The organism is Vibrio sp. STUT-A11 (assembly GCF_026000435.1).
Classification (GTDB): domain Bacteria; phylum Pseudomonadota; class Gammaproteobacteria; order Enterobacterales; family Vibrionaceae; genus Vibrio.
In genome coordinates, this window is the sequence record NZ_AP026763.1 from 3074176 (window position 1) to 3099562 (window position 25387).

The 25387-nt window shown below is 38.0% G+C and carries 20 protein-coding genes; 3 read left to right on the top strand and 17 right to left on the bottom strand.

Annotated features, from left to right (window positions below; translation table 11 throughout):
* Positions 1 to 23 precede the first annotated feature (23 nt).
* Positions 24 to 665, bottom strand: a complete 642-nt coding sequence (locus OO774_RS14370) for a PhoP regulatory network YrbL family protein (protein ID WP_264903280.1) — start codon at positions 663 to 665, stop codon at positions 24 to 26.
* A 565-nt stretch (positions 666 to 1230) separates the two neighbouring features.
* Here OO774_RS14370 and OO774_RS14375 point away from each other — a divergent pair.
* Entirely contained in the window at positions 1231 to 2580 is a 1350-nt protein-coding gene (locus OO774_RS14375; protein WP_264903281.1) for an MBL fold metallo-hydrolase, read from the top strand.
* A gap of 427 nt (positions 2581 to 3007) precedes the next feature.
* Here the strand turns inward: OO774_RS14375 and galU are convergent, their stop codons facing one another.
* A complete protein-coding gene (gene galU, locus OO774_RS14380; protein ID WP_264903282.1) occupies positions 3008 to 3877 on the bottom strand; it encodes a UTP--glucose-1-phosphate uridylyltransferase GalU in 870 nt (289 codons plus the stop codon).
* A gap of 62 nt (positions 3878 to 3939) precedes the next feature.
* A complete protein-coding gene (locus OO774_RS14385; RefSeq protein WP_264903283.1) occupies positions 3940 to 5106 on the bottom strand; it encodes a nucleotide sugar dehydrogenase in 1167 nt (388 codons plus the stop codon).
* 214 nt (positions 5107 to 5320) lie between these two features.
* Here OO774_RS14385 and wecA point away from each other — a divergent pair, with 214 nt between their 5' ends.
* Positions 5321 to 6406 (top strand): UDP-N-acetylglucosamine--undecaprenyl-phosphate N-acetylglucosaminephosphotransferase, encoded by a 1086-nt coding sequence (wecA, locus tag OO774_RS14390; RefSeq protein ID WP_264903284.1) that lies wholly within the window; start codon positions 5321 to 5323, stop codon positions 6404 to 6406.
* A 360-nt stretch (positions 6407 to 6766) separates the two neighbouring features.
* Here the strand turns inward: wecA and OO774_RS14395 are convergent, their stop codons facing one another.
* The 14 genes from OO774_RS14395 to OO774_RS14460 all read right to left on the bottom strand — a co-directional run bounded on the left by OO774_RS14395 (position 6767) and on the right by OO774_RS14460 (position 23331).
* A complete protein-coding gene (locus OO774_RS14395; RefSeq protein WP_264903285.1) occupies positions 6767 to 7933 on the bottom strand; it encodes a nucleotide sugar dehydrogenase in 1167 nt (388 codons plus the stop codon).
* Between the two features lie 303 nt (positions 7934 to 8236).
* Complete coding sequence (locus tag OO774_RS14400) at positions 8237 to 9373, bottom strand: glycosyltransferase family 4 protein (protein WP_264903286.1); 1137 nt, start codon at positions 9371 to 9373, stop codon at positions 8237 to 8239.
* Positions 9374 to 9577: 204 nt separating this feature from the next.
* Positions 9578 to 10456 carry an ATP-grasp fold amidoligase family protein gene (locus tag OO774_RS14405; protein WP_264903287.1) on the bottom strand — a complete coding sequence of 293 codons (879 nt, stop codon included), beginning with the start codon at positions 10454 to 10456 and terminating at the stop codon, positions 9578 to 9580.
* A 1-nt stretch (position 10457) separates the two neighbouring features.
* Positions 10458 to 11006, bottom strand: coding sequence for a serine acetyltransferase (locus OO774_RS14410; RefSeq protein ID WP_264903288.1), 549 nt, complete (start codon positions 11004 to 11006; stop codon positions 10458 to 10460).
* Entirely contained in the window at positions 10993 to 12090 is a 1098-nt protein-coding gene (locus OO774_RS14415; RefSeq protein WP_264903289.1) for a glycosyltransferase, read from the bottom strand. The genes OO774_RS14410 and OO774_RS14415 overlap by 14 nt, the downstream gene beginning before the upstream one ends.
* 15 nt (positions 12091 to 12105) lie before the next feature.
* A complete protein-coding gene (locus tag OO774_RS14420; protein WP_264903290.1) occupies positions 12106 to 13188 on the bottom strand; it encodes a glycosyltransferase family 4 protein in 1083 nt (360 codons plus the stop codon).
* Entirely contained in the window at positions 13185 to 14363 is a 1179-nt protein-coding gene (locus OO774_RS14425; protein ID WP_264903291.1) for an EpsG family protein, read from the bottom strand. The genes OO774_RS14420 and OO774_RS14425 overlap by 4 nt, the downstream gene beginning before the upstream one ends.
* Entirely contained in the window at positions 14351 to 15193 is an 843-nt protein-coding gene (locus OO774_RS14430) for a glycosyltransferase (RefSeq protein ID WP_264903292.1), read from the bottom strand. The genes OO774_RS14425 and OO774_RS14430 overlap by 13 nt, the downstream gene beginning before the upstream one ends.
* Positions 15183 to 16589, bottom strand: coding sequence for a DUF2264 domain-containing protein (locus tag OO774_RS14435; RefSeq protein ID WP_264903293.1), 1407 nt, complete (start codon positions 16587 to 16589; stop codon positions 15183 to 15185). Before OO774_RS14435 ends, OO774_RS14430 begins: the two co-directional genes overlap by 11 nt.
* Positions 16582 to 17853, bottom strand: a complete 1272-nt coding sequence (locus OO774_RS14440; RefSeq protein ID WP_264903294.1) for an oligosaccharide flippase family protein — start codon at positions 17851 to 17853, stop codon at positions 16582 to 16584. Before OO774_RS14440 ends, OO774_RS14435 begins: the two co-directional genes overlap by 8 nt.
* 224 nt (positions 17854 to 18077) lie before the next feature.
* On the bottom strand, positions 18078 to 19076 hold the full coding sequence (locus OO774_RS14445) for an NAD-dependent epimerase (protein ID WP_264903295.1): 999 nt from the start codon (positions 19074 to 19076) through the stop codon (positions 18078 to 18080).
* Positions 19077 to 19464: 388 nt separating this feature from the next.
* Positions 19465 to 21630 carry a polysaccharide biosynthesis tyrosine autokinase gene (locus OO774_RS14450; RefSeq protein WP_264903296.1) on the bottom strand — a complete coding sequence of 722 codons (2166 nt, stop codon included), beginning with the start codon at positions 21628 to 21630 and terminating at the stop codon, positions 19465 to 19467.
* Positions 21631 to 21717: 87 nt separating this feature from the next.
* Positions 21718 to 22161, bottom strand: a complete 444-nt coding sequence (locus OO774_RS14455; protein ID WP_264903297.1) for a low molecular weight protein-tyrosine-phosphatase — start codon at positions 22159 to 22161, stop codon at positions 21718 to 21720.
* 33 nt (positions 22162 to 22194) lie between these two features.
* A complete protein-coding gene (locus OO774_RS14460; protein ID WP_264903298.1) occupies positions 22195 to 23331 on the bottom strand; it encodes a polysaccharide export protein in 1137 nt (378 codons plus the stop codon).
* A gap of 959 nt (positions 23332 to 24290) precedes the next feature.
* Between OO774_RS14460 and OO774_RS14465 the strand changes: the two genes are divergently transcribed.
* Positions 24291 to 25298, top strand: coding sequence for a sugar transferase (locus OO774_RS14465; protein ID WP_264903299.1), 1008 nt, complete (start codon positions 24291 to 24293; stop codon positions 25296 to 25298).
* Positions 25299 to 25387: the final 89 nt, after the last annotated feature.

Here is a 25387-nt window from a genome sequence, read left to right on the forward strand (position 1 = left end):
ATCTGACACCCGCCCCAGCACCATCAAAGGTACAAGGCTTCAAACTGATCGACTTTTTTGTCGTAAGCCTCTAACTCTGCGGCTGTTTTTTTCTTCTCGAACAAGATATGTAGGTTTTTCCGGAGAAACTTCTTAAACTTACGGTTGATCTTTTTATGCATAAGATAAGGGATAAAATCCGATACGGGGATAAATTCCGTATTGCCAAATCCATCGATCAGATAGAGCGTAATGTCACCTTCAGCCTGTCTCACCAGCAAATTCGTCAATACTAAATCACTCGGTATCACCCGACTCTCAACCAAATAATCTTTGAGAATTCGTATCTTCAGCAATAAGTTATCAATATCGAGTTCATCCCCTTGCTGCACAATATATTGTGCGAGGTTCAATGATACTGACAAATCCTCATCCAAAACCACTTGCTGCTTAAAGCCAACTTGAGTCTCTGTTGTCACCTTGCCTAAGAATTTGGGAATATGCGTAAACTGAACGTTTTTATTTTTTAATCGCTCAAAAAACTGAATTTCTCGATAGGTTTGCTTTGCGGCGTCTTTCTGACTCAACTTTACACATTGAGCAGGGTTAGAAGGGTTTTGAAAACAAACTCGCTCTGCGCCTTTTCCGATGACAGTCCAGCTTTGGAACTCATGATCCGATTGCATCTTTAACCTTTATGTATTGTCTCTTGTAATCAATAGCAGAACAGCGCTTACGTTGTATTTACGAGAGGAACTCTTTGAACTTAAGGCTAATTGTATCACGAACTGGGAAGACAGTGAGGTGCTAGGTGGATTACGGATTACGGATTACGGATTACGGATTACGGATTACGGATTACGGATTACGGATTACGGATTACGGATTGTTTTTCAACCACCCAAGTCCAATGTCAAGCATTTCTGTACTCTGTAAGCGAAGCGTCCCGTATTCCAAAGCAACAAACACCGCAACTTACGTTGATCACTAAACTGGCCGTATTCCCCCTAGAACCTTCCTGTATTCCGTAAGCGAAGCGCCCCTTAATCCAAATCAGCAAACACCTGATCTTATATTTCTAACTGAACTTACCACAAAAACTTCTAGGACCTAGCTCCCTAGGATCTAGGACCTTAACCTCCCTCGCATTTCCGCACTTTCCCAACCAATTACATCTAACCCACTGAACCATAAGCCTTACTATTTCATTACCTGCTCGCCTATTCTGAATAGATAAGGAGAATTATAAGCATGACGACACCAATATCTGACAACGCCAGTGTTATCCACCATGGCGGGAAGCATACCGTTACTGGCTCCTGTCATGAGCTTAAGCTAACCAATGGCAGTATTTTGATTGATTGCGGGCTGTTTCAAGGCAAGGATCTCAGCTTTGGTGGACGTGACGCTTCACTTAACATTGAGTTTGCTATCGAACCGATTAAAGCGCTCGTTCTAACTCACTCTCATATTGATCATATTGGTCGATTGCCATGGTTACTGGCTGCTGGATTTAAAGGGCCAATCTATTGCACTCAAGCAACTGCGGAACTTGTTCCCTTAATGCTTGAAGACGGCCTGAAGCTACAACTCGGTTTAAACTACCACCAACGCCAACAAGTGCTGAATATTATTAAAAAGCAGCTAAAGCCGTGTGATTATCAGCAGTGGATAGCACTCACAGATCTCGCTGACGTCCGCTTTCAGCCTGCTGGGCATATACTGGGTTCAGCGTATGTGGAGTTTAAACTACCCAATGATGAGATAGTCGTCTTCTCCGGTGACTTGGGGCCGTCCGATACGCCACTTTTAACCGATCCGCAATCTCCTGAGCGTGCTGATTATCTGTTTCTAGAGTCCACGTATGGCGATAAGCAACATGAGGACATCGCAACACGCACAATGCGTTTAAACAACATCATTGAGCATGCATTAAAAGATGGTGGTGTAATTCTGATACCTGCTTTTAGTGTCGGTCGAACACAGGAGCTGCTGTTTGATCTTGAGCAGCTAATTAACCAGCATAATCTGGCAGCTTCATTGCCGATCATCCTGGACTCCCCTCTCGCTAAAGAAGTAACGAAAACCTATCGCCGCTTCAAAACGCTGTGGGGCCAAGAAGCGAAACAAAGGCTAGAAAATCAACGTCACCCACTCGCGTTCGATCAGTGCATTACGGTTGAGAATCACACCGAACATAAAGCTTTGGTCAACCGACTCGCTTCGACCGATGAACCCGCCATCGTTGTGGCCGCTTCTGGTATGTGTGAAGGCGGCAGAATCGTAAACTACTTAAAAGCACTGCTGCCCGATGAAAGAAACGATGTGCTATTCGCAGGCTATCAAGCTCAAGGCACGTTAGGTGAGGCAATACAAGCGGGTAATTCGACAGTTGAGATAGATGCTCAAGAAATCCAGGTGAACGCTCAGGTTCATACCATTTCTGGTTATTCCGCACATGCAGACAAGAGTGACTTGCTGAAGTTTATTAATGGTATACCAACGGCGCCAAAAGCCGTTCATTTGATTCATGGGGAAGAAGAGGCCCAGCAAGCATTAGGGAAGGAGTTAGAGAAGAAAGGATTTAAGGTGGTGTATTGAGGGGGCGAGAACCTAGGGGAGATTGTTGTGATTATGGTGGATCATATCAAGTTGAGGAATCGTGGTTTGGGATTACAGATTACAGATTATTTTCAACCACATAAGCCCGATGCCGGATACTAACTAAGCTCCTAGGTTCTAGAAAGAGCTTGCTGGGATTACGATTACAAAAATTTACTTTTCAGTACTCTGTAATCCGTATTCCAAGACAACAAACACCGGAACCTACGTTTCTCACTGAACTGGCCGAGAATACTTCTAGGACCTAGCCCCCTAGGATCTAGGACCTTTCATTTCCTGTATTCCGTCTTCCGTAAGCGAAGCGTCCCGTACTCCAAAACAACAAGCGCCTGAGCTTATATTTCTAACTGAACTTACCGCGAATACACCTAGGACCTAGGATTCTAGTACCTAGGCCCTTGCGCGATTACGCCACTTTAACCTCAGGCACTTCTTCGACCTGGCTTTTAGACGGCTTATTGTAGATATTCTCGAAGCAGTAGTTTGTCGCTTCAATATAACCTTCTACACTTCCGCAATCGAAACGCTGGCCTTTAAATTTGTACGCCAATACGCAGCCGTTTTGTGCTTGCTGCATCAGAGCATCAGTGATTTGAATTTCACCGCCTTTGCCTGGCTCCGTATTTTCTATCAACTCAAAGATATCGGGAGTCAAAATGTAGCGGCCAATGATCGCTAAGTTGCTCGGTGCTGTACCTGGCTCTGGCTTTTCAACCATATTGTCGATACGGAAGATGTCTTCTTTGATCATCTCACCGGCAATCACACCATATTTGTGCGTTTCTGATTCTGGTACTTCTTGTACCGCAACAATCGAGCAGCGGAACTGTTTGTAGAGCGCAACCATTTGCGCCAACACGCCGTTGCCTTCGTTCACACACAGGTCATCGGCCAATACCACTGCGAACGGTTCGTCACCCACTAGCTCACGCCCAGTCAGAATAGCATGACCTAAGCCTTTCATTTCACTCTGACGAATATAGGTGTAGCTCGCTGAATCAATCAAACTACGTATATCATCTAACAACACTTCTTTGCTGCTGCCGCTGATTTGGTGCTCTAACTCGTAGTTTTTATCGAAGTGATCCATAAGCGAGTGCTTGCCACGACCAGTGACAATACACATGCCATCCATACCTGCTTCAATCGCTTCTTCGACGCCATATTCGATGAGTGGTTTGTTTACCACTGGCATCATTTCTTTCGGCATGGACTTAGTCGCAGGCAAGAAACGCGTACCGTAACCTGCTGCTGGGAATAGACATTTTTTTATCATTTTAATTACCAACTGAAAAAAGGGCTCCGTACCAGGAGCCCTTACGTTAAACAAATTTGAATTTAATCACTTCCAAAAAGATCACGCGTATAAACTTTATCAGCGACGTCCGCTAGCTCTTCCACCATACGGTTGGAAACGATCACGTCAGCTGTTTGCTTAAACTCGTTCAAGTCTTTCACTACACGAGAATTGAAGAATTCCTCTTCCTGAAGAACTGGCTCGTACACCACAACATCAATACCTTTTGCTTTGATGCGCTTCATAATGCCCTGAATAGAAGAGGCACGGAAGTTATCAGACCCCGCCTTCATGATCAGACGGTAAACACCAACTACCTTTGGCTGACGCTTGATGATCGAATCTGCAACAAAATCTTTACGCGTACGGTTTGCATCTACAATCGCACCAATGATGTTGTTTGGTACATCTTGATAGTTCGCCAGAAGCTGTTTGGTATCTTTTGGCAGACAGTAACCACCATAGCCAAAGGATGGATTATTGTAATGATTGCCAATGCGAGGGTCTAAGCCTACACCCTCGATAATTTGACGAGCGTCTAAGCCATGCGCTTCCGCATACGAATCAAGCTCATTAAAATACGCAACACGCATTGCCAGGTAGGTATTTGAAAACAGCTTAACGGCTTCTGCTTCGGTTGAGTCGGTAAACAGTACTTGAATATCTTCCTTTACCGCACCCTCAACTAATAAACCAGCGAAGGTTTCGGCACGCTCACTACGCTCACCAACAATAATACGAGATGGATGAAGGTTGTCGTAAAGCGCTTTCCCTTCACGCAGGAACTCTGGTGAAAAAATAACGTTTTCACAGCCCAGCTCTTGCTTAATACGCGCAGTATAACCAACAGGTACTGTCGACTTGATAACCATGACTGCATCCGGATTAATGGACATGACATCTTTGATCACAGCTTCTACCGAAGAGGTGTTAAAGTAGTTCGTCGTCGGGTCATAATCGGTTGGTGTAGCAATAACAACATACTTGGCTTCGCGATATGCGAACTCTCTGTCTGTCGTGGCGACAAAGTTTAACTGCTTGTTTTTGAGGAAATCTTCAATCTCCGTATCCACGATTGGAGATTGCTTATTGTTTAATAACTCAACCTTTTCTGAAATAATATCCAACGCAACAACGTCGTGGTTCTGCGCTAGTAACATGGCGTTAGAAAGCCCTACATAGCCGGTACCTGCAACTGCTATTTTCATCAATAAATCCTTGGTTTCTTTTTTTATGAGAATATCAGAATTTGAAAAAGGGAACTAGTTTGAAATCCCCACCAGATCGCCACATATAAAAAATCAACTTTGTTAAAAAAAAACCAATATCCCGTCAATTTTTCTTTAGACCAATCAATATTTGAAGTAAAATTGTCCAGTTACATCAAAAAAACAAAACTATTAAACAAACGTTGGCTAAATCATGTTATTTGAATTAATCAGTATATTCTTTTCTTCATGTATAACTCTGTTCTTTATGCGAAAACTCGCCAAAAGAATAGGCTTAGTAGATAAACCGAATAAAAGAAAGCTCCACAGTGGTGCAATTCCCTTGGTGGGTGGCATTTCAATTTGTCTAGTTTTAGCGCAATACTTAGCGTTTAGACCTGAAGCTATAGAGCATAGCTGGCTTTACCTAGTATGTATTGCTGTGCTTACTTTAATTGGCGCAATAGACGACAAAGTAGACCTAAACTTTAAAGCCCGAATGGGGGTTCAGGCAGTGCTTTCTCTATTTATGATGAAAGAGTACGGCACTGAACTCCATAGTTTGGGCAATATGTTTGGCTTTGGTGACATGTATTTAGGCATGTTAAGCCCTGTCATTACCATACTCGCCGTTATCGGCGCAATTAACGCCTTTAATATGGTGGATGGTATTGATGGTTTATTAGGAGGGCTGTCTATTGTTTCTTTAGGTTCAATCGCCATTCTATTGCATGCAGATAGCCATTACACATTAGCCTATTTCTGTGTGGTTATTATTGTAGCCATGTTGCCTTATATTATGATGAACCTTGGTATTTTAGGCCGTACACGCAAAGTATTTATGGGCGATGCAGGGAGCATGCTACTTGGCTTCACCATTATTTGGCTTTTACTCTCTGCAAGCCAAACCCGCGCTGAGCCTTTCATCCGTCCAGTCACCGCTTTATGGCTAATAGCCTTGCCACTCATGGATATGGTTGCAATTATGGTTCGCCGCGTTCGCCGCGGAGACTCGCCATTCAAACCCGACCGAGAACACCTTCACCATATATTCCAACGTATTGGATTTAGCTCACATCAAACTCTTTTTGCGATTTGTTTACTGGCCTCTGTTTTTGCCTTGTTTGGTATTTATGGCGAGTTTATGAACATTAGCGAGCCGGTTATGTTCTATTCCTTTATCGCTATATTTGCCATTTACTTCACTACCCTAGCTTACATCTGGCGCATTACGAGTTGGGTACGTCGTATATTTGGTAAAGAAAAATTAGAAGTAGCTCAAGATATAAAAGCGCAATAGCCTGCGCTCTTTTAAGCTGATGTTGTTTTATGACGATGTGGAAGACCACCAATACGGTCGTCTTCCATATCTACTAGCTTCGTTTAATCAATAAACTCCAAAGCGGTGTGAAAGACGTCATATCCTGAGAATGACCAACAAAAGAAAGGAAAAAAGATAAAAAGAAAGAACACCGACCGGTAAGTCGGTGCTATGAATATAATTAGATGACTTCAGCTTCAAGCACTTTTTGTTCAGTTTTCTGAGGCACCGCTGCCAAAGAAATCCATCAACGCGTGTATACCACGACAGGTTACCACACACATATCAGTCATTGCCGCTTGAATCGCTTCTTAATCATAATTTATCTAGCCAATTGTTTTAGTCGTTACCAAACAAGTCGCGAGTATAAACCTTCTCTGCGACATCACTGATTTCATCTACCATACGGTTAGATACAATCACATCACAAGCCGACTTAAATTGCTCCAAATCGGAAAGAACCAGCGAGTTGAAAAACGTATTCTCTTTCAGTACTGGCTCATAAACTACCACCTCAATGCCTTTCGCTTTCAAACGCTTCATAACCCCTTGAATCGAAGATGCACGGAAATTATCCGATCCCGCTTTCATTACAAGGCGATAAATACCGACACGTTGAGGGTTACGCCTTATAATAGAATCCGCGATAAAATCCTTACGGGTGGTATTCGCATCAACAATCGCGCCAATAATATTGTTTGGTACTTCCGCGTAATTAGCGCGCAGTTGCTTAGTATCTTTGGGTAGACAATAGCCGCCGTAGCCAAACGATGGATTGTTATAGTGGTTGCCAATACGCGGGTCTAAACTCACCCCTTCAATAATTTGGCGGGCATTCAAGCCGTGAGTTTCAGCATAGGAATCTAACTCATTGAAATAAGCCACACGTAACGCCAGGTAGGTATTAGAAAACAGCTTAACCGCTTCAGCTTCAGTTGAATCCGTGAAAAGAACTTCGATATTTTCCTTCACTGCCCCTTCAACTAATAAATCGGCGAACACCTTAGCACGTTCACTTCTTTCACCTACGATAATACGAGAAGGATGAAGGTTGTCATATAGCGCTCGGCCTTCACGTAAAAACTCCGGAGAGAACATCAGATTTTCACAACCCAACTCCTCTTTGATACGAGCCGTGTAACCGACCGGAACCGTCGATTTAATCACCATCAAAGCATCTGGATTAATTTCCATCACATCTTTAATCACTGACTCTACTGACGAGGTATTAAAGTAGTTGGTTTTTACGTCATAATCGGTCGGCGTTGCAATCACGACAAAATCCGCATTTTTATACGCGAGCTCTTTATCCAAAGTAGCGTAAAAGTTAAGCTGCTTATTCGCCAAAAAGTCTTCAATCTCAACATCTACAATCGGGGATATCTTGTCGTTTAATAGCTGTACTTTTTCTTGAATAACATCTAAAGCAACCACTTCATGATGCTGCGCGAGTAACATCGCGTTTGATAAGCCTACGTAGCCTGTACCGGCAATAGCAATTTTCATGTTTCCTAGTCCAAACCTGTTTAATTTTTATATGTTTTTTATACGATATGTATGAGATTCTCGTAATACCAACGAGATAGCGTTTTTTGAGCCATGATTACAATGACGCTCTTAAATTGACAATAAATGATGATTAGTTTCCTGCAATGCCAGAAACTAATCACTGAATAGAAGACAACCTTAGAAAAGTGTCTCAAAATTGTCTTACGCTGAGACACTATGACGACTAATTACCTGTTTATTTGAAACAAAAATGATCACAAGGAGTATTCCCAATAGTGTCGTGGCGCTATCTTTTTTCATCTACAAAAATACATACTCTTTATCGACCAAACATTCTTTGACCGCATTAAGATATTTATTAATCACTAACTGTTCATCAAACTCACGTTCAATCTTCAAGCGACTTTGACGCCCCATATCTAAACGTTGCTCATGAGTCAACTGAATCATTAATTCTAATTTTTCAGCCAAGCTCTCTGTACTGCGTAACTCACACAGGTAACCGTTTATGCCATCATCAACAGTTTCTCGGCAACCAACATTATCGGTAGTTACAATAGGTTTTCCCATCGCGCCAGCTTCAAGCAACGACTTAGGAACGCCTTCGCGATAGAAAGATGGTAATACCATACAATCAACTTTCGCGATATCCTCTTCAACGCTATCAGATACGCCAAGGTAATTCACAATACCCTCATCAACCCATGCTTGCATTTCAGATTCGGTGACAGCTGACGGATTATTTACTCCAACAAAACCGAGTAGTTGAAACTCAACACCGTCGCCATACTTAGCTTTAAGTGTTCTAGCCGCGTCTACGTAATGCCCAATACCTTTGTCGTAGAGCATACGAGCAATTAATAAAAATCGGATAACGCCATCATCGGCAGCTGGTTGAAGAGTAAAACGAGTTAAATCGACACCAGAGCCTGGTAACCTATCGGTAATCGAAACATCTGCAAGTTTGTTATCTAAGAAGAGCATCCTATCGTCTTCATTTTGGAAAAAGATCTTATCGGCTTTACGTTGACTAACTTTGTAGAGACAACGAGCTAATTTGGCGGTAATAGATTCATTAATAAAAACCATACCCAAACCAGCAATATTGTTAATCACCTTTGCTTTGCAAAGCTTGGAAGCCAATGTGCTATAGATATTATTCTTAGGCGTAAAATTAAGAACTACTGAAGGTTTAACTTTTGAATAAATCTTAAAAAAACTGATAAAGGTTTTAATATCCTTAATTGGACTAGTACCACCTTGATCTATATCTACATGAATAAATTTGCAACCCAATTCAGATAATTTTCTTGAATACTCATCTTTGGGAGCAATTGCAACGACATGATAACCTTGATTCATTAACGATATAATAGTATTCTTTCGAAAATTATAAAGGTACCAGCTAGTGTTAGATGTAATAGCTATTATAGACATTTAATCTTTCATTTATTTTAAAATTATCAACTTAAACATACAAGAACTGCATGCCTCATTAACAGATTGTTTCTCGAAAATTATAAATAATAATTTGGTAGTGAATTATGTATCAAATCAATTAGACAATTGCACCATATAGAAAAATCCACGATTATTAATATCAAGATAATATTTTATCACTGTAAAAATAACTCACTAAAACTAATTATATTCTTCCCAGTATCTACCTAACATGAAATCAACATCTTTCGTTGAAGTTGGCTCCCAACCGCTACCATGACAAAAGGTAATTTCACCGAAAAACACGTTTCCATCAACATTGTACATATCCACTCTTGAGTACTTGAATTTAGAAGCAATAATACTAGCTTTATAAACCAAATCGCTGAAGTTTTCAGGGAAAATATAATTTTCGGAGACCTCATCATACTTAGGTTGAATATTAAAGTTAAGTTTTTTTCCATCAACATCAAATAAAGACCGCTTATGATTACCGAACCTATCTTCGTCTATTTGAATAATTATTTCTTGTCTTTTACCATTAAATATATGTAATTTATAATCAGAAGGAAATCTACCATCATTATGACGTAAAAGATGCTCTACTATGATAACTGGTTTTTCGATATCATAAAAAGCCTCATCAATCTTTTCCCCTATTTTAATGTTAAGATATCTATTAAATCTATTGCAAATCGAAACAATATCAATGTTAGATTTATCTTCTATAATTAAAACGTTCTCTCCACCGCCACCATTACTTGTTTTTATAACAAAAGAATTAGGGAAATCATTAAAGTGTGACGGTTCGATCTTTTCGTATACACCGATTAATGGGATCAAATACTCCTCCCCAATTTCGCGTGAAATTTCACTCCTAACAGTGTACTTATCTACGTAACGAGAGAATTTAAAGGGGCTATCATTGAGTTTACGATATTGAATTTTTTCGTTCCAAGTTCTAGGATGGCGCAAATTAGGCCAATAGCCATGAGTCAATATAAATCTAACTTTTATATACAAACGTTTTCCTAAGGTTAATCTAAGGAAATCACGAACTAAGTTTTTTACTTTTTTCACGTTACCTCCATAAATATTTATTATGGATAAATTTGTCATGCTTTTCTGACTTTAGACCTATTTTTTTTGCCGGACAACCAGCAAACACTTCATTTTCTAAAATATTCTTCGTAACAACAGAACCTGCTCCAACCACTGCACCTGATCCAATAGACACATTTTCAACAATACATACATTGGGGCCAACATATACACAGTCACCAATTGTAGCGGCATTACCTATATTACTGCCTATAGTAGTAAACTGAGATAAATTACAGTTATTTCCAATTTTTACACTTGAACTGAGAATTAGACTAGTCCCATGTCCTATATATAAACCGTAGCCAATATTTGCAGATATAGGTATTTGAATAGAATATTTACGCGATAGCCAAAAGTGCATTAATTTCGCATACATTCTAACAACATAAAAGTTTGACTTACATAGCCTAAACCAAAACATATACTTAAATGATCTACTTTTAAAATAATACTTTAAAAGTGACATACATGTTTTTTTTCCAGAGTACCTATATAAATCACTTAAAATAAATTCAGTGGTTTTCATTTATAACCTTTTCATAAGCACTAATATGATTTTTTGCACAATGGTTTATTGAAAGTTTTGATAGATGGTCTTTATACGAATCTGAATCATATGAGTATTTAACTTCGCCCAAAATAAACTTCGACATCGCTCTAACAAGTTCGTCGCGAGAATTGTTAGTAATAAGCTGACCATATTTACCATCAGATATTATTTCGTTATTAGCCCCAACATCAGAAGCTATTATAGCAGTCTTAGAAACAAGAGCTTCTATCAGGGCAATAGAAAACCCTTCATATTTTGAGGGAAGTAAGAAAACATCGCTAAAAGATAACACGTTGGGAATATCTTTCCTAACACCATGGAAAATAAAATAGTCGTTTAGACCCAATCTCGAGATTTTAGCTTCTATAAGACTTCTTAGCGGACCGTCTCCAACTATGTTGACTAAAAATTTATAGTCTTTATCAGTATTTACCAGTTCATAAACAGCATCGACTATAAGGTCATGGTTTTTTTGATCTGTTAACCTGGAGATAGTAGTAAAATTAGTCATTTTATTAATGGACTTTGGTTTTGATAAATTAAACCTATCCATTCTTATACCATTGACAATTTTTAAAATTTTACTACTGGGTAAAGTATTCCCCATCGACAAAGTAGCTTCATCACAAATTGAAATATATTTATTAATGCTATTCCTAATAAAGTATTGATGGAGGTATGGATGTTTTAACCTATTGATATGTTGGGTAAATACATGATTTCGACCACGCCAAAATGTTGATAAGTAAAGAGTCCAAATCAACAAATGCGAATGAACAATATCGGGATCAAGACTTTTAATTATCTTATGTAGCTTATATAAAACATGAAATGGCCTTTTACGTGAATACCTACCAACATGGATTACTCTGACACCATTGTCGTTCAATTCTCGTATTAAACTTTGTTCGTAAGCAACATCTTTACCTACATCTACAGCAAAGTCCAGTGCGAGTATAACTACTTCGTGACCTTCTTTGTGCAATTCAATACTTAAATCTGCAACGAATTTTTCTGCTCCACCAATGCCAAAAGAGGAGACTAGTTGTAATATTTTCATAAAACTTTCTTAACTTTACAAGACAATTTTTATTTTGTTTACCATTTCTTCAACGGAAAATTTTTCGTTTGCATATTTCGATATATCTTCACGGTCAAGTGAAAGGCAAGTTGAAATAGCTTTCTCAACATCATATTGAGTTGAAGATGTAGATATAAGTTGGCCAGTTATATTATGGGCAATTGACTCTTTTGTCCCATATTTATCATAACCTAAAGATGGAAGCCCACTAACTGAAGCTTCCATATATACTAGAGGATGTGCTTCTTTAAAATTAGAAAGAAGCCAAAATACATCACAATGCGAATATATAACTGGTAAATTTTCTCTTTTTATAGCTCCTAAGAAAATTACGCTATTAGATAAGTTACGTTCACTAACTTCTTTCTTAAACTCATCTAGATAATCACCAGTCCCAAGAACTAGCCAAATATATTTATCTTTTTCAAATTCTTGAAAAAAATTTAATTTATCTAAATAGCCTTTACCCTTAACTATACGGCTAGCTGATACTAAAACAATTTTGTTATTTTTATTAAAATCAACGAGCGCAGGAGGAATAGATAAATCACCTAAGGAATTTTTAATATTAACACCATTATTGATGACAGAAGATTTTCTATTTATCCAATCAAAACCAGTAATATCTAAAAACTGCTCTTTTATATACTCGCTTACAAAAACGACATGCTTACATTTTAATATTAAAAGATAATAGAGTTGGTATAAGAATCTATTTGATTTACCTTTATCAAGGTAATCTTTAGCTTCTTCACCATGAATATAAACAACTGACTTACCTATTATCTCTTTGCTAAACGTCAAAGCTGCAGACAAATGAGATCGAGTATCATTTAAGATAAATGTATCAACTCTATCCCTAAGAGAATACAACTTGGCGGAATATTGTAGAGGCCTTACTACTTTTTTAGTATTTACTTTTATAATATTATCATCGTCCATACTGCAGGCAACAGAAGTAAGCAAAGTGAAATTATCATCTTTTTTCATAACATTATATATTTCACTAGCAACGACCCCGGCACCACCAAGCGATGGAGGAAACTCATGACTGACTAAGCATACTTTCATTTTCATTCGATCCGAATTAAGTTTTGAATTTCCACTTCTGGAATAAAAAATATATTAATAGCTGGTTTAATTGATATGAGATATGACTCATAAAAAACATATCGGTAAGTATAGAAACTATATAATGTAGTTAAAAAACCACAAATAATAACAATTGCTTTGAATTTATTTATATGCCTATCTTTGCTTTGTGAAGATTCTAATATGACAAAAGGTAAGATTATTGTAGTCATAACTTGATATCTTCCAGATATAGTTCCAAAATCCCACAACCATAGTGAAAATATAACCATCAAAGCAAAAAATTTTTGTATTTGAGTAGAGTTGATATAATATAATGAATAAACAACACAGCAATAGAACAATGACGACTTTACTGTTACGTTAGCTAAAGTTGCAGTAAAGGAATGACTTACATCTTTTCCCCACTCTTCACCTATAATATACGTTGTATGTATATAAGTGCTTATTTCAGAAGGTAGTATTGAAACGAATGAATCAACAAGAAGTGAGACCCCCCCAAAAGAAATAGGTATAGGCGTTAGAATTATCAAAGTCTTTATAAGGCTACTATTAAGTTTAAAATTACTTAATAGAAATAAAAATATAGGAGCTAAAACAAAGGAATGAAAAAAAGATGCTATACAGAATACTATTAGTGACGTAGTTCTACTTTTACTGTCTATAGCTAGCCCAAATATAAATATAGATATTGCAACGCCACTTCTAATCCCATTGGCTGCACTCATAAATGGAAACGCAAAAAATATTAATAACACATAATATAAAACTTCTTTTTGAGATAGCTGGATATTTTCCGTAAATACTTTAAAACTATAAAGTAGAAAGTAGTATGCTAAAAATGTTGGCATAAATGGAATAAACTCTTTACCTATCCCAAACATACTTAATAACTTGACATAATACTTCACAAGTAAATTAAAATGATACAGACTGAAAATATCAAATATATTTACATTCGCTAACCTTTCGTAAGATTCATAATACCTAACTAGATCCATCTCAAATACAGGCACTACACCAATTGAAATAATTGCTGCACTCAAACTTAATAATAAAATCGATGATTTTCTTCTCAAATCTAAGGTAATCAGTGTACTGAATACAGAGATCAAAGGGTTAAAGATAAAAAGAATATAATTAATAGCTATCTTATACATAACGAATTGACAATCAGTCTTTTTGATATTTTAAAAAAGCAAGATATTGTAGGGTATAAAACAAAGTCATTCAGTGAATACTCTTTATCACTATTAACTTTGATATTAAATTTGTGGTTTATTCTTTGATTCTTTGACATCTTATCATCATGTTTGTCTATAAACATGTTGATAGCTAAATTTCTTCGGTTACTATTAGTAATTCTTGGTAATGTATGATCGACGTGAACAATATATAAATAATCTTTTAATTTATATGCCTCTCCATACTTTTCCAATAACCTTACCCACATATCATAATCTTGTAAAGCGGGAAATCCAACATCGAAACCATCAAGTGACCTTAAATATGAAGTTTTAGTCAATACTTGATTCCCTATGTAATTTTTTGTTAATAGTGAATTGAGATTTATTACACCTGACTTATCTTTATATAGGCTTCTTTCACCAACTTCATCGATTAAATACACCGACGAACAAACACATGAAAAATTATTATCAACAAATTTCTTAAGTAACTTTTCTACTCTTTGAGAATGGAATTCATCATCATCATCTAAACCAGTAATATATTTACCTTTAGCTTGGCTAATGGCTATATTCCTTGAATAGCACGCTCCCATCGATGTCTTATTTCTAAAATACCTTACATTATTATAAGTCCTAACACACATATCTAAGAAATCATTAGTGTCATCTGAAGATGCATCATCTACAATTATAATGTCCAGCTCTTTATGTGTCTGATTTAAAACCGACAATAATGCTCTCTCAAGTAATTTTCGTCTATTTTTCGTAGTAATATAGACCGTAACTAATTTATCTTCCATCTTGTAAGTGCTCGTTAAGTGAGTTGTATTCTTTCAGATTTTCTTTGATATGTTTATTTGATGGTCTTCTAGGCTTTAAGGTTAGGGCGGAAACAACCCTTCTTAAAAAATTATAATTATTTATTTTAAATTCTTTAATATCTTCTCTTTTACACCAAGTAATGCTAGTTAATTTTTTATTCCTATCACCAGATATTTTAAGAGATATTGAATTAATTTTGAAATCAAAGTCTTCCTCAATAACTTTTAATTTAGGAAACTCTTTTTTATTCATTACGTCATTTTCATAAACTAAATTTATCAAAAACAAACTCCTAAGCCCCCATAGGGAACTAGCAGGCCCAGAGTAGTTATCAAGAATTCTTAAATCACGTCCAATATACCCTTGAGTTGGTACACCACGAGACACAGCACCATTCCTAATAAAATAACTCCAAGAGCTTTCAAAGCAACTTATAGCATAGCTTAGCTCATCGTCATTATCTAATAGAATTGCATTTGATATAAGAGGGGCTGAGATTGCTAACCTATAACAGACACTACGTCCCCATAAAGGAATACCAGTTGGAGAGAATAAATATTTATAACTTTCTGAAAAATTTGAGCTTATTAATTTTATATAGTCAAGATCGAAAGAATCATCAATTCTGGTGATCCAAAATAATGAATAATGGAACCCCCATGCATTGTATAGATCAACATCGCCATCTATACCATCTCGAAACCAACCATCGTCGATATAGAATTCTTTTATTCTCTCATAAGAACTAATATCATACGGTATTCCTGACAGTTTAAAAACTATTAAGCTAATTGTAAACTTAAATAGATGCCAATTATTATCAGCAACTTTTTTGTCCGAAGCTTGATTTAGCCATTTTAATATTTTATCTTGTTCCTTTGAATTTAGAGTATCCCAGACATATTTTTTTGATATCCATATAGCTAGCGCAATATCAGAGGCTTCTGCTAAGCGTTGATCAAAATCGACAATATCTCCCCAATAACCTCTTTCTGAAGGATCAACCCCTTTTAATAAAATTGACTTTAGTTGAGCACGAAGGTTTATTTTTTTATTGTTTAGTAAATGAAAATCATCTTTACATTTAAGGGCGATCAACGGTAAAATCCTAGATACACCTTCAATTGAATCTATATCACGCTCATTGCAACTAAAGGCGCCTTTGTAATATCCTCTATTATTTTTCGGACAATAATACTCAAAGAAGTAAGAAATAAAATATCTATTTAGTATATCAACTCTCTGCTTAATATTAATTTCGGAATTTAAAAAGTCTTTTAATACCGAATCAAAATTTGATGTTTTTTTTCCGGAAACAAACTTATGTTTAATTGTGTCTCTTAGTCTAGAGTAATATCTAATTGCCTTAGTCATAAATAACTCTTTTTATTTCAAAACTTCTTAGCACATTAAGATGTGACTTAAAAATTGCAGATTTTTTATGGAAATAATTTGTTATTGACAATGCAATAATTTCAGTAATGACCAAACTAATTGCAGCCCCCTTCATACCTAACAAATCTATCATGAGGATAGATAGAAATATTGAAAAAAAGCAAACAAAAATCATTTTATACATTAAATATCTATATCCACCTAGAGATGATATAAAACGATTAGATACAAAGTTTATTACTGTCAAACCTCCCATAGGGGCTAGAATTGGTAATAACCAAGAGGCTTCAAGATATTTTTCTCCATATAAAAAACCTATTATTTCACTTGAAAATAAAGTATAAAAAGCGACTACTAAAATGAGCATGATAAAATTAATTTGAAAGATCCCCGTCATTCCTATAACTTTGTCTTCTATTTTATTTTTTGCTATAACTTTAGATAATAAACTAGTAGATATAGACAAGGGTAAGAAACTCCAAACCTGACTTAATGTTAGTGCCACTGAAAAAATACCGACCTCATGATAACCAACTTTGCTACCTAATAATATCAAAGATACTTTTGAGTATATTGCTACCGATAACGCCGATATCATTAAAGGGACACCACAATTAATAAAATATTTTACGTATTTTTTCTTTGCACTTTTTCTTAGTTGTGTCTTACTAAACTTTACTTTCCTAATTAACCAAGGAATAAAATTCTGAAGTAATATAGGTAAGGTGAAAAATATTGTATTCAACGCTAACTTAACCATTATAACTCTTAAAACCATCGATAATACAACAGATACTTGTGAACTTATTGCATTTATTTTTGACTTATGAATCGCGTTATAATGAAACTGATATATATCGTGTCCGACAAAAAGGTATGAGAGCAAGATTAGTATTATAATTATAGTGTTATCTATATCTACGTTTACAAAAAGTAGCCATGCCGAAATAAAAAAAACCGAAACTAGGTATAGCCAAGCTCTTAACTGATTACTTGAATTTACTAACTTTTCTGCACTTTTACTATTTTTTGAAGCCCGATTGAAGACCAAATGTGTTGCACCCAATTGAGAAATAGCAGTAGGTATAGCAGACAATGCTATTGCATAATTAATAACTCCCATTTCTTGTGGCCCTAAATATTTAGCGACCACTATTGAAACAAGAAATCCACCAGCGAACAAAAATAGCTTGTCAACAATTAACCAAAAAGTATTTTTTAAAATCTTATTATTTAAAACCATGTCATAAAGCCATTTTAAAATTTTTGAACTTTCATGTATATATCTGCCATATCACATTTAATCTATTACACTTTTACAGTTTGATTAAATAATAAAATCAATAATAACTAGATGTTTTGCTTGATAGTATTAAGATTCTTATCTTTCAATTGCTACCAAAACCATAGAACTTTTAGGTCAGTAACATTGTATAGATCTGCTACTATGTTTTTAATATAGATTCCTTAATAAAACTCTTTGTACCAATTTACAAACAAATCGACACCTTCTTGTACATTAACTTTGGGGCTATATCCTATTGCTTTAAATAGTCCCGATGTATCTGCATATGTCTGATATACATCACCAGGTTGCATAGGCATAAAGTTTTTCTTCGCTTCTATACCTAACGACTCTTCTAGTGCTTGAATGTAATCCATCAATTTCACCGGATTACCATTGCCAATGTTATAAATACGGTAAGGTGCTGAGCTTGTTGCTGGTGAACCTTCCTCTACAGTCCATTTACTGCTCTTTTCAGGAATAACATTCTGAATACGAATAATACCTTCTACGATGTCATCGATATAAGTGAAATCGCGACACATATCACCATTGTTATAGATATCGATACTTTCGCCTTTTACGATTTTGTTGGTGAATTTGAATAACGCCATATCTGGACGCCCCCAAGGCCCATAAACCGTAAAGAAACGTAATCCCGTTGTTGGAATATCGTAGAGGTGAGAATAGGTATGTGCCATCAACTCATTTGACTTTTTGGTCGCAGCATAAAGAGAGATAGGATGGTCTACAGAGTCATCTGTACTAAAAGGGACTTTTCCGTTTAGACCATAAACAGAGCTAGATGAAGCATAGACGAGGTGTTTAACTTTGTTGTGGCGACATCCTTCCAAAATATTCAGGTGCCCAACTAAGTTACTGTCCGCATACGCGAGGGGATTATCAATAGAGTAACGCACGCCAGCTTGAGCCGCTAAGTGTATAACTCTATCAAACTGTTCATTAGCAAACAGCTCTGGAATTGCTTCGCGGTCAGCAATATCCATTTTAATGAACTTGAATAGGGGATGTTGGATTCGCTCTAAACGAGCGTATTTTAAGTTAACATTGTAATAATCGTTAATGTTATCGATACCAACAACATCGTGTCCCCTGTCTGTCAGGCGTTCAACAACTGCACTGCCGATAAACCCAGCAGCACCTGTTACTAAGTATTTCATATTTTTTCCTAGACAACCTAATGACCCTATGTGTAAGGGACATATATTGATTTATATTTATCAGTACATGACACACATGAAAACATAAAGGCGTTATCAAACTCGATGTTTATAGCCTACGTTTTTCTTAGTATTTTTATTTGTGTCAGTGTTCCTTGACATCACCACTTACTAAAACGAAGCAGTTTCTCTAGCGATATTTATAGAGTTCTTCATCTTAAAATCGTGAAGTTTTTCTACATTTCATCTCAGACTTCGGATGAGCTTGAGACGGATTTCATTCATTTTGAGACTGTCAGCTTTCACTAACTGACTGTAATTGCTTGATTTGGCCTATTTTTGGCTACCCCGCCCCAATAGGCCATTTTTCGTATCTTAAATATATTTATTAAGCTTTATTACTTGAATACTCATAGTTGTAATATCCATAGCCATAAGAGCTTGACGCTTTTTTCTCAATAGCGTTAAAGATAACACCTTTCACCTCAATGCCTGACTGCTGGAATCGGTTGCGTGCGACGTCTATTTCTTTCGCGGTGTTTTCACCAAAGCGAGCGACCATTAAGGTAGTACCAGCGAACGCACCGACGATACTTGGGTCCGTTACGGCAAGCACAGGTGGCGTATCGAAAATCACCAAGTCATAGTTTTGGGAAGCCCAATCAACTAACTCTTTGAGGCGAGGGTGCATTAACAACTCTGAAGGGTTTGGAGGTAACTGACCACGGGTAATCACATCTAAGTTTTCAACTTGGGTTGCTTTTACTGCCTGGTTGGTATCAATTTTGCCGCTCAATAAGTCCGACAGCCCGTTATTTGCACCTACTCCCAAGGAGTTCTGTAAGTGGCCTTTACGCATATCTGCGTCAATAAGTAGCACTTTTTGCCCAGTTTTCGCCGTGACAGCTGCGAAGTTGGTAGAAATAAACGACTTACCGATACCAGGTGCTGGACCAGAGATCATAAGTACATTATTTTTCGCTTCCATCATTGCAAAATGGAGGCTGGTGCGTAATCCACGTAGTGCTTCGATAGAAAGATCTGCAGGGTTAACCTCTGCCAGCAATGGCTGTTCCTTGCTTTTCTTTTGACGCATCGCCTTATTAGCGATATCAAGCTGCAGCACCGATTTTGGCACACTGGCGTATACCGCTAAGCCGATTGCTTCAATCTCATCTGGAGATTCCACACCTTTATGAAGTGCAGCTTTCACGAGTGCAAATGCAACACTCAGCATCCCACCCATCAAGGTTGCTAACACAACAATTAGCGGTTTTTTTGGCTTAACGGGAGCAGCATAAGACTGTGCGCTATCAAGAATACGTACGTTGCCCACCGTACCCGCTTTAATAACGCTTAACTCCTGCACTTTATTAAGCAGTTGAATATAAATTTGTTGATTCACTTCAACATCACGTGTCATGCGCAGCACTTCACGTTGGGTTTTTGGTAGCTTTTGAATTTGCTGGTTTAAACGTTCTTTTTCGTTTAACAAGGTTGCACGTTTATCCAGTAGAGATTTGTAGGCAGGGTGATCTTTGGTAAAGCGCTGGCTAATCTCGCTCTCTTTAAATGTCAGTTCATTCAACTGAGCTTCAAGTTCAACCATCACGGTCAACGTTGACTGCGCTTCTAAGCCTAAATCAACAGATTCGTTATCCTGACGATATTGATTGAGTAGATCTTCTGCTGTCGTTAAGTTGTCCTTGATGTCAGGCAGACGTTCCTTTAAAAACGCTAAACTTTGTTCTGCTTCAGCCGATTGTCGTTCTACATTTTGTAGAAAGTAAGTTTGGCTAATGTGATTGAGGATATTGGTGATTTGGCTGCGGTGTTCACCAGTAAAGCTCAGTTGTAATATTCCCGTCTGTTTACCACGTTCGCTAACCGATAGGTTTTGCTTCAGCCATTCAATTGCATCTAAACGGCTGCGTTTCGCAATATTAAACTTTTGCCCATTCTGTGAGTGGATTGAGGTGATAAACAGCTCGTAACCATTGCTCTTAGCTAACTTACCCGCTTCTCCCTCTAGGACAACCTGTTCATCTTCACTAATTAACTGATACGTTTGCTTTTCAGCATCTGTTACCACTAAACGATGCTTTAATCCCATCGCAAAGTCAGGCGTTACATAACGGCTGACCGCAATCTGATTCACTTCGCCCGACATACGCGCTAAACCTTTACCGATAACAGGAAAGTAGTCAGGTGTAACAACGGTGGTTAAATTAAACTTATCAACCGTGTCGCCTAAAATCATACGTGATTTGATGATCTCAATTTCTGTCGTGGCAGAAGACTCTTGCGCGAAAAGCTCGCCCATGTCCCCAACTAAAGAGCCAATGCCTCCTGAGTTTTTAGACTCAATTTGCAGCAGCGCATCTGCTTTGTAAACGGGTGTGGATAACAGTGCAACAGCCACCCCTCCGACAGCAAATAAAAAGGTGGTAACTAAAATGGTCCATTTCGCGTCTAACAAGATGCCAAACAGTTTGCCTAAGTCCACTACGTCTGAAGCGGCTTCTGTAGCGGGTCTTTGTTGTGGTGTTGTCATAATTGATGCTGATTCTTATGTTAAAACAATCGCCCCTAGTGGGGCAATTTGATAAGTAACTTGTGAGTTTAACTAGAGAAGTAAGCGTTATTTCAGCTTTGCCGCCCAAGCATGAGCAGATTCTTCAATAAGCTTGTAGGCGTGATCGAACGCCTCTCTACTTTGTCGATAAGGGTCTGGAATGTCACTTTGCCCAATCCATTGCCCAAATAGCATTGTTTTCCCTCGGGCTTCTGGCGCGATTTGGGTCAATGCTTCTTTATGCGATTTTTCCATTACAAGAATAAGATCATATTGAGCACATAATTCCGGGGTAAGCTGCTTGGCTTGATGTTCTGCTAAATCCACATCATGCTCGGCAGCCACTTGCTGGGCCATTGAATCCGCTGGCTTACCAACCAGGCCACTCTTTTTGGAAGCAATACCTGAAGAGTCTACTGTTTTATTCGGTAATAATTTTTTGAGAATCGCCTCGCCAGTTGGAGAACGGCAAATATTCCCGACACACACGACTAAGATTTTGTTAAACATGGATCACGCCTATAGTGAAAAAAGGTCTATGTTCTAAGGCCAATTACGAACTCGCAACACCCCTTCCGTCAGCTCATTAAAGCCAGAGATGGTTGGGAGAAGCTGAGTGACAACGCGGTTCCAACGGGTAATTGGTGCTGCGGTAACATAAACCACATCATAAGGTTCGAGATTAAACTCGGTTCCGACCACAAGCGCTGACGCATCTTGAATGTCTAACTGGTAAATATCGGCCATACGTTCTGACTTGTCGTCAGAAGTGCGTATCACAAATACACCCGTCGCATCAGCAGAAAGTTGGTCAATACCTCCAACATTACTCAATGCTTCGGTCAAGCTCATTCCAGCGCGGTCAATTTTAAGTAGCTGGGGATTATTTACCTCGCCCATGACAAAGACTTTTTGCCCATCGTTACGCGGTACATGAATAATATCGCCGGCTTCTAACAAACGGTTTTGGGTTAAATCACCACGTTGCATTAGAGCATAAAGAGAGATTGGCTGCTCTTCACCGTTTCGGGTCAAGGTGACATTACGCCAGTCTGCGTTCGCAGCTAAACCGCCAGAACGGTTCACCGCATCTAACACGGTTAAAGGTATGTTGGTGATCGCCTGTTGACCTGGCTGGCCTACTTCACCTGTCACGTAAGCTTTTTTAGAGCGAAACGCTGCGACGTTAACGTCGACCTGAGGGCTCTCGATATACTTTGCTAGGCGAGCGGCAATGTCAGCGCGAATTTCGCGTACCGTCTTACCTGATACTTGAACAACGCCGATATAGGGATAGAAGATGGTGCCATCAGCATGTACCCAGTTACCAGCCTCCGACGCGCTTCGGTAAGAACCAGCAGGAATAGTCAACTCTGGGTGGTCCCAAATCGTCACGTTTAGGATATCACCCGCTCCCACTCGGTACTCATATTGAGCAATCTGTTGATCAAGTTCTGGGTTGGCTTTAGAAGTAAAGTAAGACAATCCACCGTAACTCGCGACTGTTTTCGCATTGAGCGTATGCAGATTAACAAATTCAGAAATGTTGTCGGCTTGATTAGCCTCATTAAGAGCTACAACGTTCTCACTATTGGTAGACAAATGTGAGCCCGGCAAAGTACAACCGACTAATAAGGAGGGTGCTAGCATCACTAGCATCAATTTTGATTTCAGTTCCATGTAAGCCAAATCATCAAGAGTTAAAGAGTGTTTGTTAGCAGGGAGTTATAAAGGGACAACACGCTAACATGAGCTATAGTTAAGTAGGAGCAAGAGCTGAGCGCCCCTTAGAGTTGGGAAATTCACCGAAAAGTATCATCACCCCTTTTTGACGGATTTGAAGGGGAGCGACGTTCCTGTGTCGACACTTGCCATGAATATTTACCGAATTTTTACACTAATTGATATTTTTCATGATATCGTTAAATCCTTGAATATAGGCTTGTGCGCACGATTTCCATTTGTATCATTTTGCCTTGTAAAACCTTTTTAAGACGCTACCGCCCATCGGCTGTACGCAAACCACATAGCGCTACATTCAACACTAAATAGAAAAATAGTATTGAATTTACTGACGTTTTTTTCAATGCGCTGAAAAACAGCGCTTATTTTTTTATAGTTTTCAAGCGCAAACATTATCCATATTACGTTCAAGATCACAACACTTTTTCGGACTCATCAGTAAATGAGACTCATAAGCTCCACTTGTAAAAAGAACCAATAGTTATAGTTTTTGCGGATATATCTGTTGAGTAGGGGGATGTAAGAAACACTTCTGGCCATTGCTGTACTTTTAACTACGTGTATACCATCCAATTCAGCTTTGTATTGAGACCTGATCTCATTTGCAGTAATTGCTAACCTTTGGGTTTACGTTGGATATTGTGTAACGGGTTAACCAGCTCCAGTTGATATACTCTATCCAACCGTTATGTGTGTTCAAACAGTCAAAGCAATCAATTTATGCTGTAAAGGAAATATCCTCCAAACTTTTAAAAAGAAGTACTACTTTAAGGTTGAAATGTATGCCTTAAACGATTAAAACAGAACTTACACGAAGTACCATTACTACAATAATTAATCTATAATTTACATCTACTTTACTAAGCTTGGCTAGCCAACAAAAAATAATCATTAATATGACCGATACAATCAGCGATACAATTCAAAAAAGAGATGCGTTAGAGTTGCAAGCGAACGATTCTATCGAAGCAAATGCTAATTTATCGAGTACAACCTCTAAGCACCTGGAATCATGTATTTATATCTACTGTCCCAAACCTGATGAGGACATGATCGCTGAAGTATTAAAGCGAAACCCAGAAATAAATGCTCAAGTAAATAACTACACCATAAGGGATTTCAAAAGTAAGACGCTTTGTCACTTCAAAAGCTCGTATTTGACCCAAGATCAGCAAGCATTTCTCGTTGCCGCGACGGAACTTGGAGCTTGGGTTGAACCTCTCGTAAGCTACTTTGACCGCACCCTTGGCTACACTGAAACAGAACTCTTGCATAGCGGTTACTTCCTACATCAAAAAGCTTTTTCTATCCTTTCTAATCGTAGGAACAACTGGCAAAAGCGAGTCATCGACCTTCTATTCGTATTCATGCTTGCTTGGATTGCTATTCCTGTTGGCTTAATTACTGCGTTACTTATTAAATTAGAGTCACCAGGACCGGTGTTTTTTAAGCAACGCCGCACAGGTCAGTACAACGAAGAGTTTAAGGTTATCAAGTTCCGCTCTATGAGTAACGATGCCGAAAAGAATGGCGCGCAGTGGGCAACCAAGAATGACGCTCGTGTTACTAAAGTTGGCAACTTTATTCGTAAAACTCGAATTGATGAACTTCCTCAGTTAATCAATGTATTGAAAGGTGAGATGTCGATGGTAGGGCCTCGCCCAGAGCGTGAAGTGTTCATATCTGAATTGGAAAAGGTAATTCCATACTACCGTTTCCGTCATGCGGTTAAACCAGGAGTAACAGGCCTCGCTCAAGTAAAATACCCTTACGGGGCATCCGTGGAAGATGCGATATGGAAACATAAATACGACATTTTTTACATCAAGCATCAGAACTGGAAGATGGAAGTGAAGATTTTGTTTCTAACCGTGAAAACAGTTTTGTTTGGGATGGGTAGGTAAACAAAGCAATTTTCAACCAAATGGATAGATATAAAAAAAGAGCAACTCCTTTCGGTAGTTGCTCTTTTTTTATGAATATCTTATGCCAG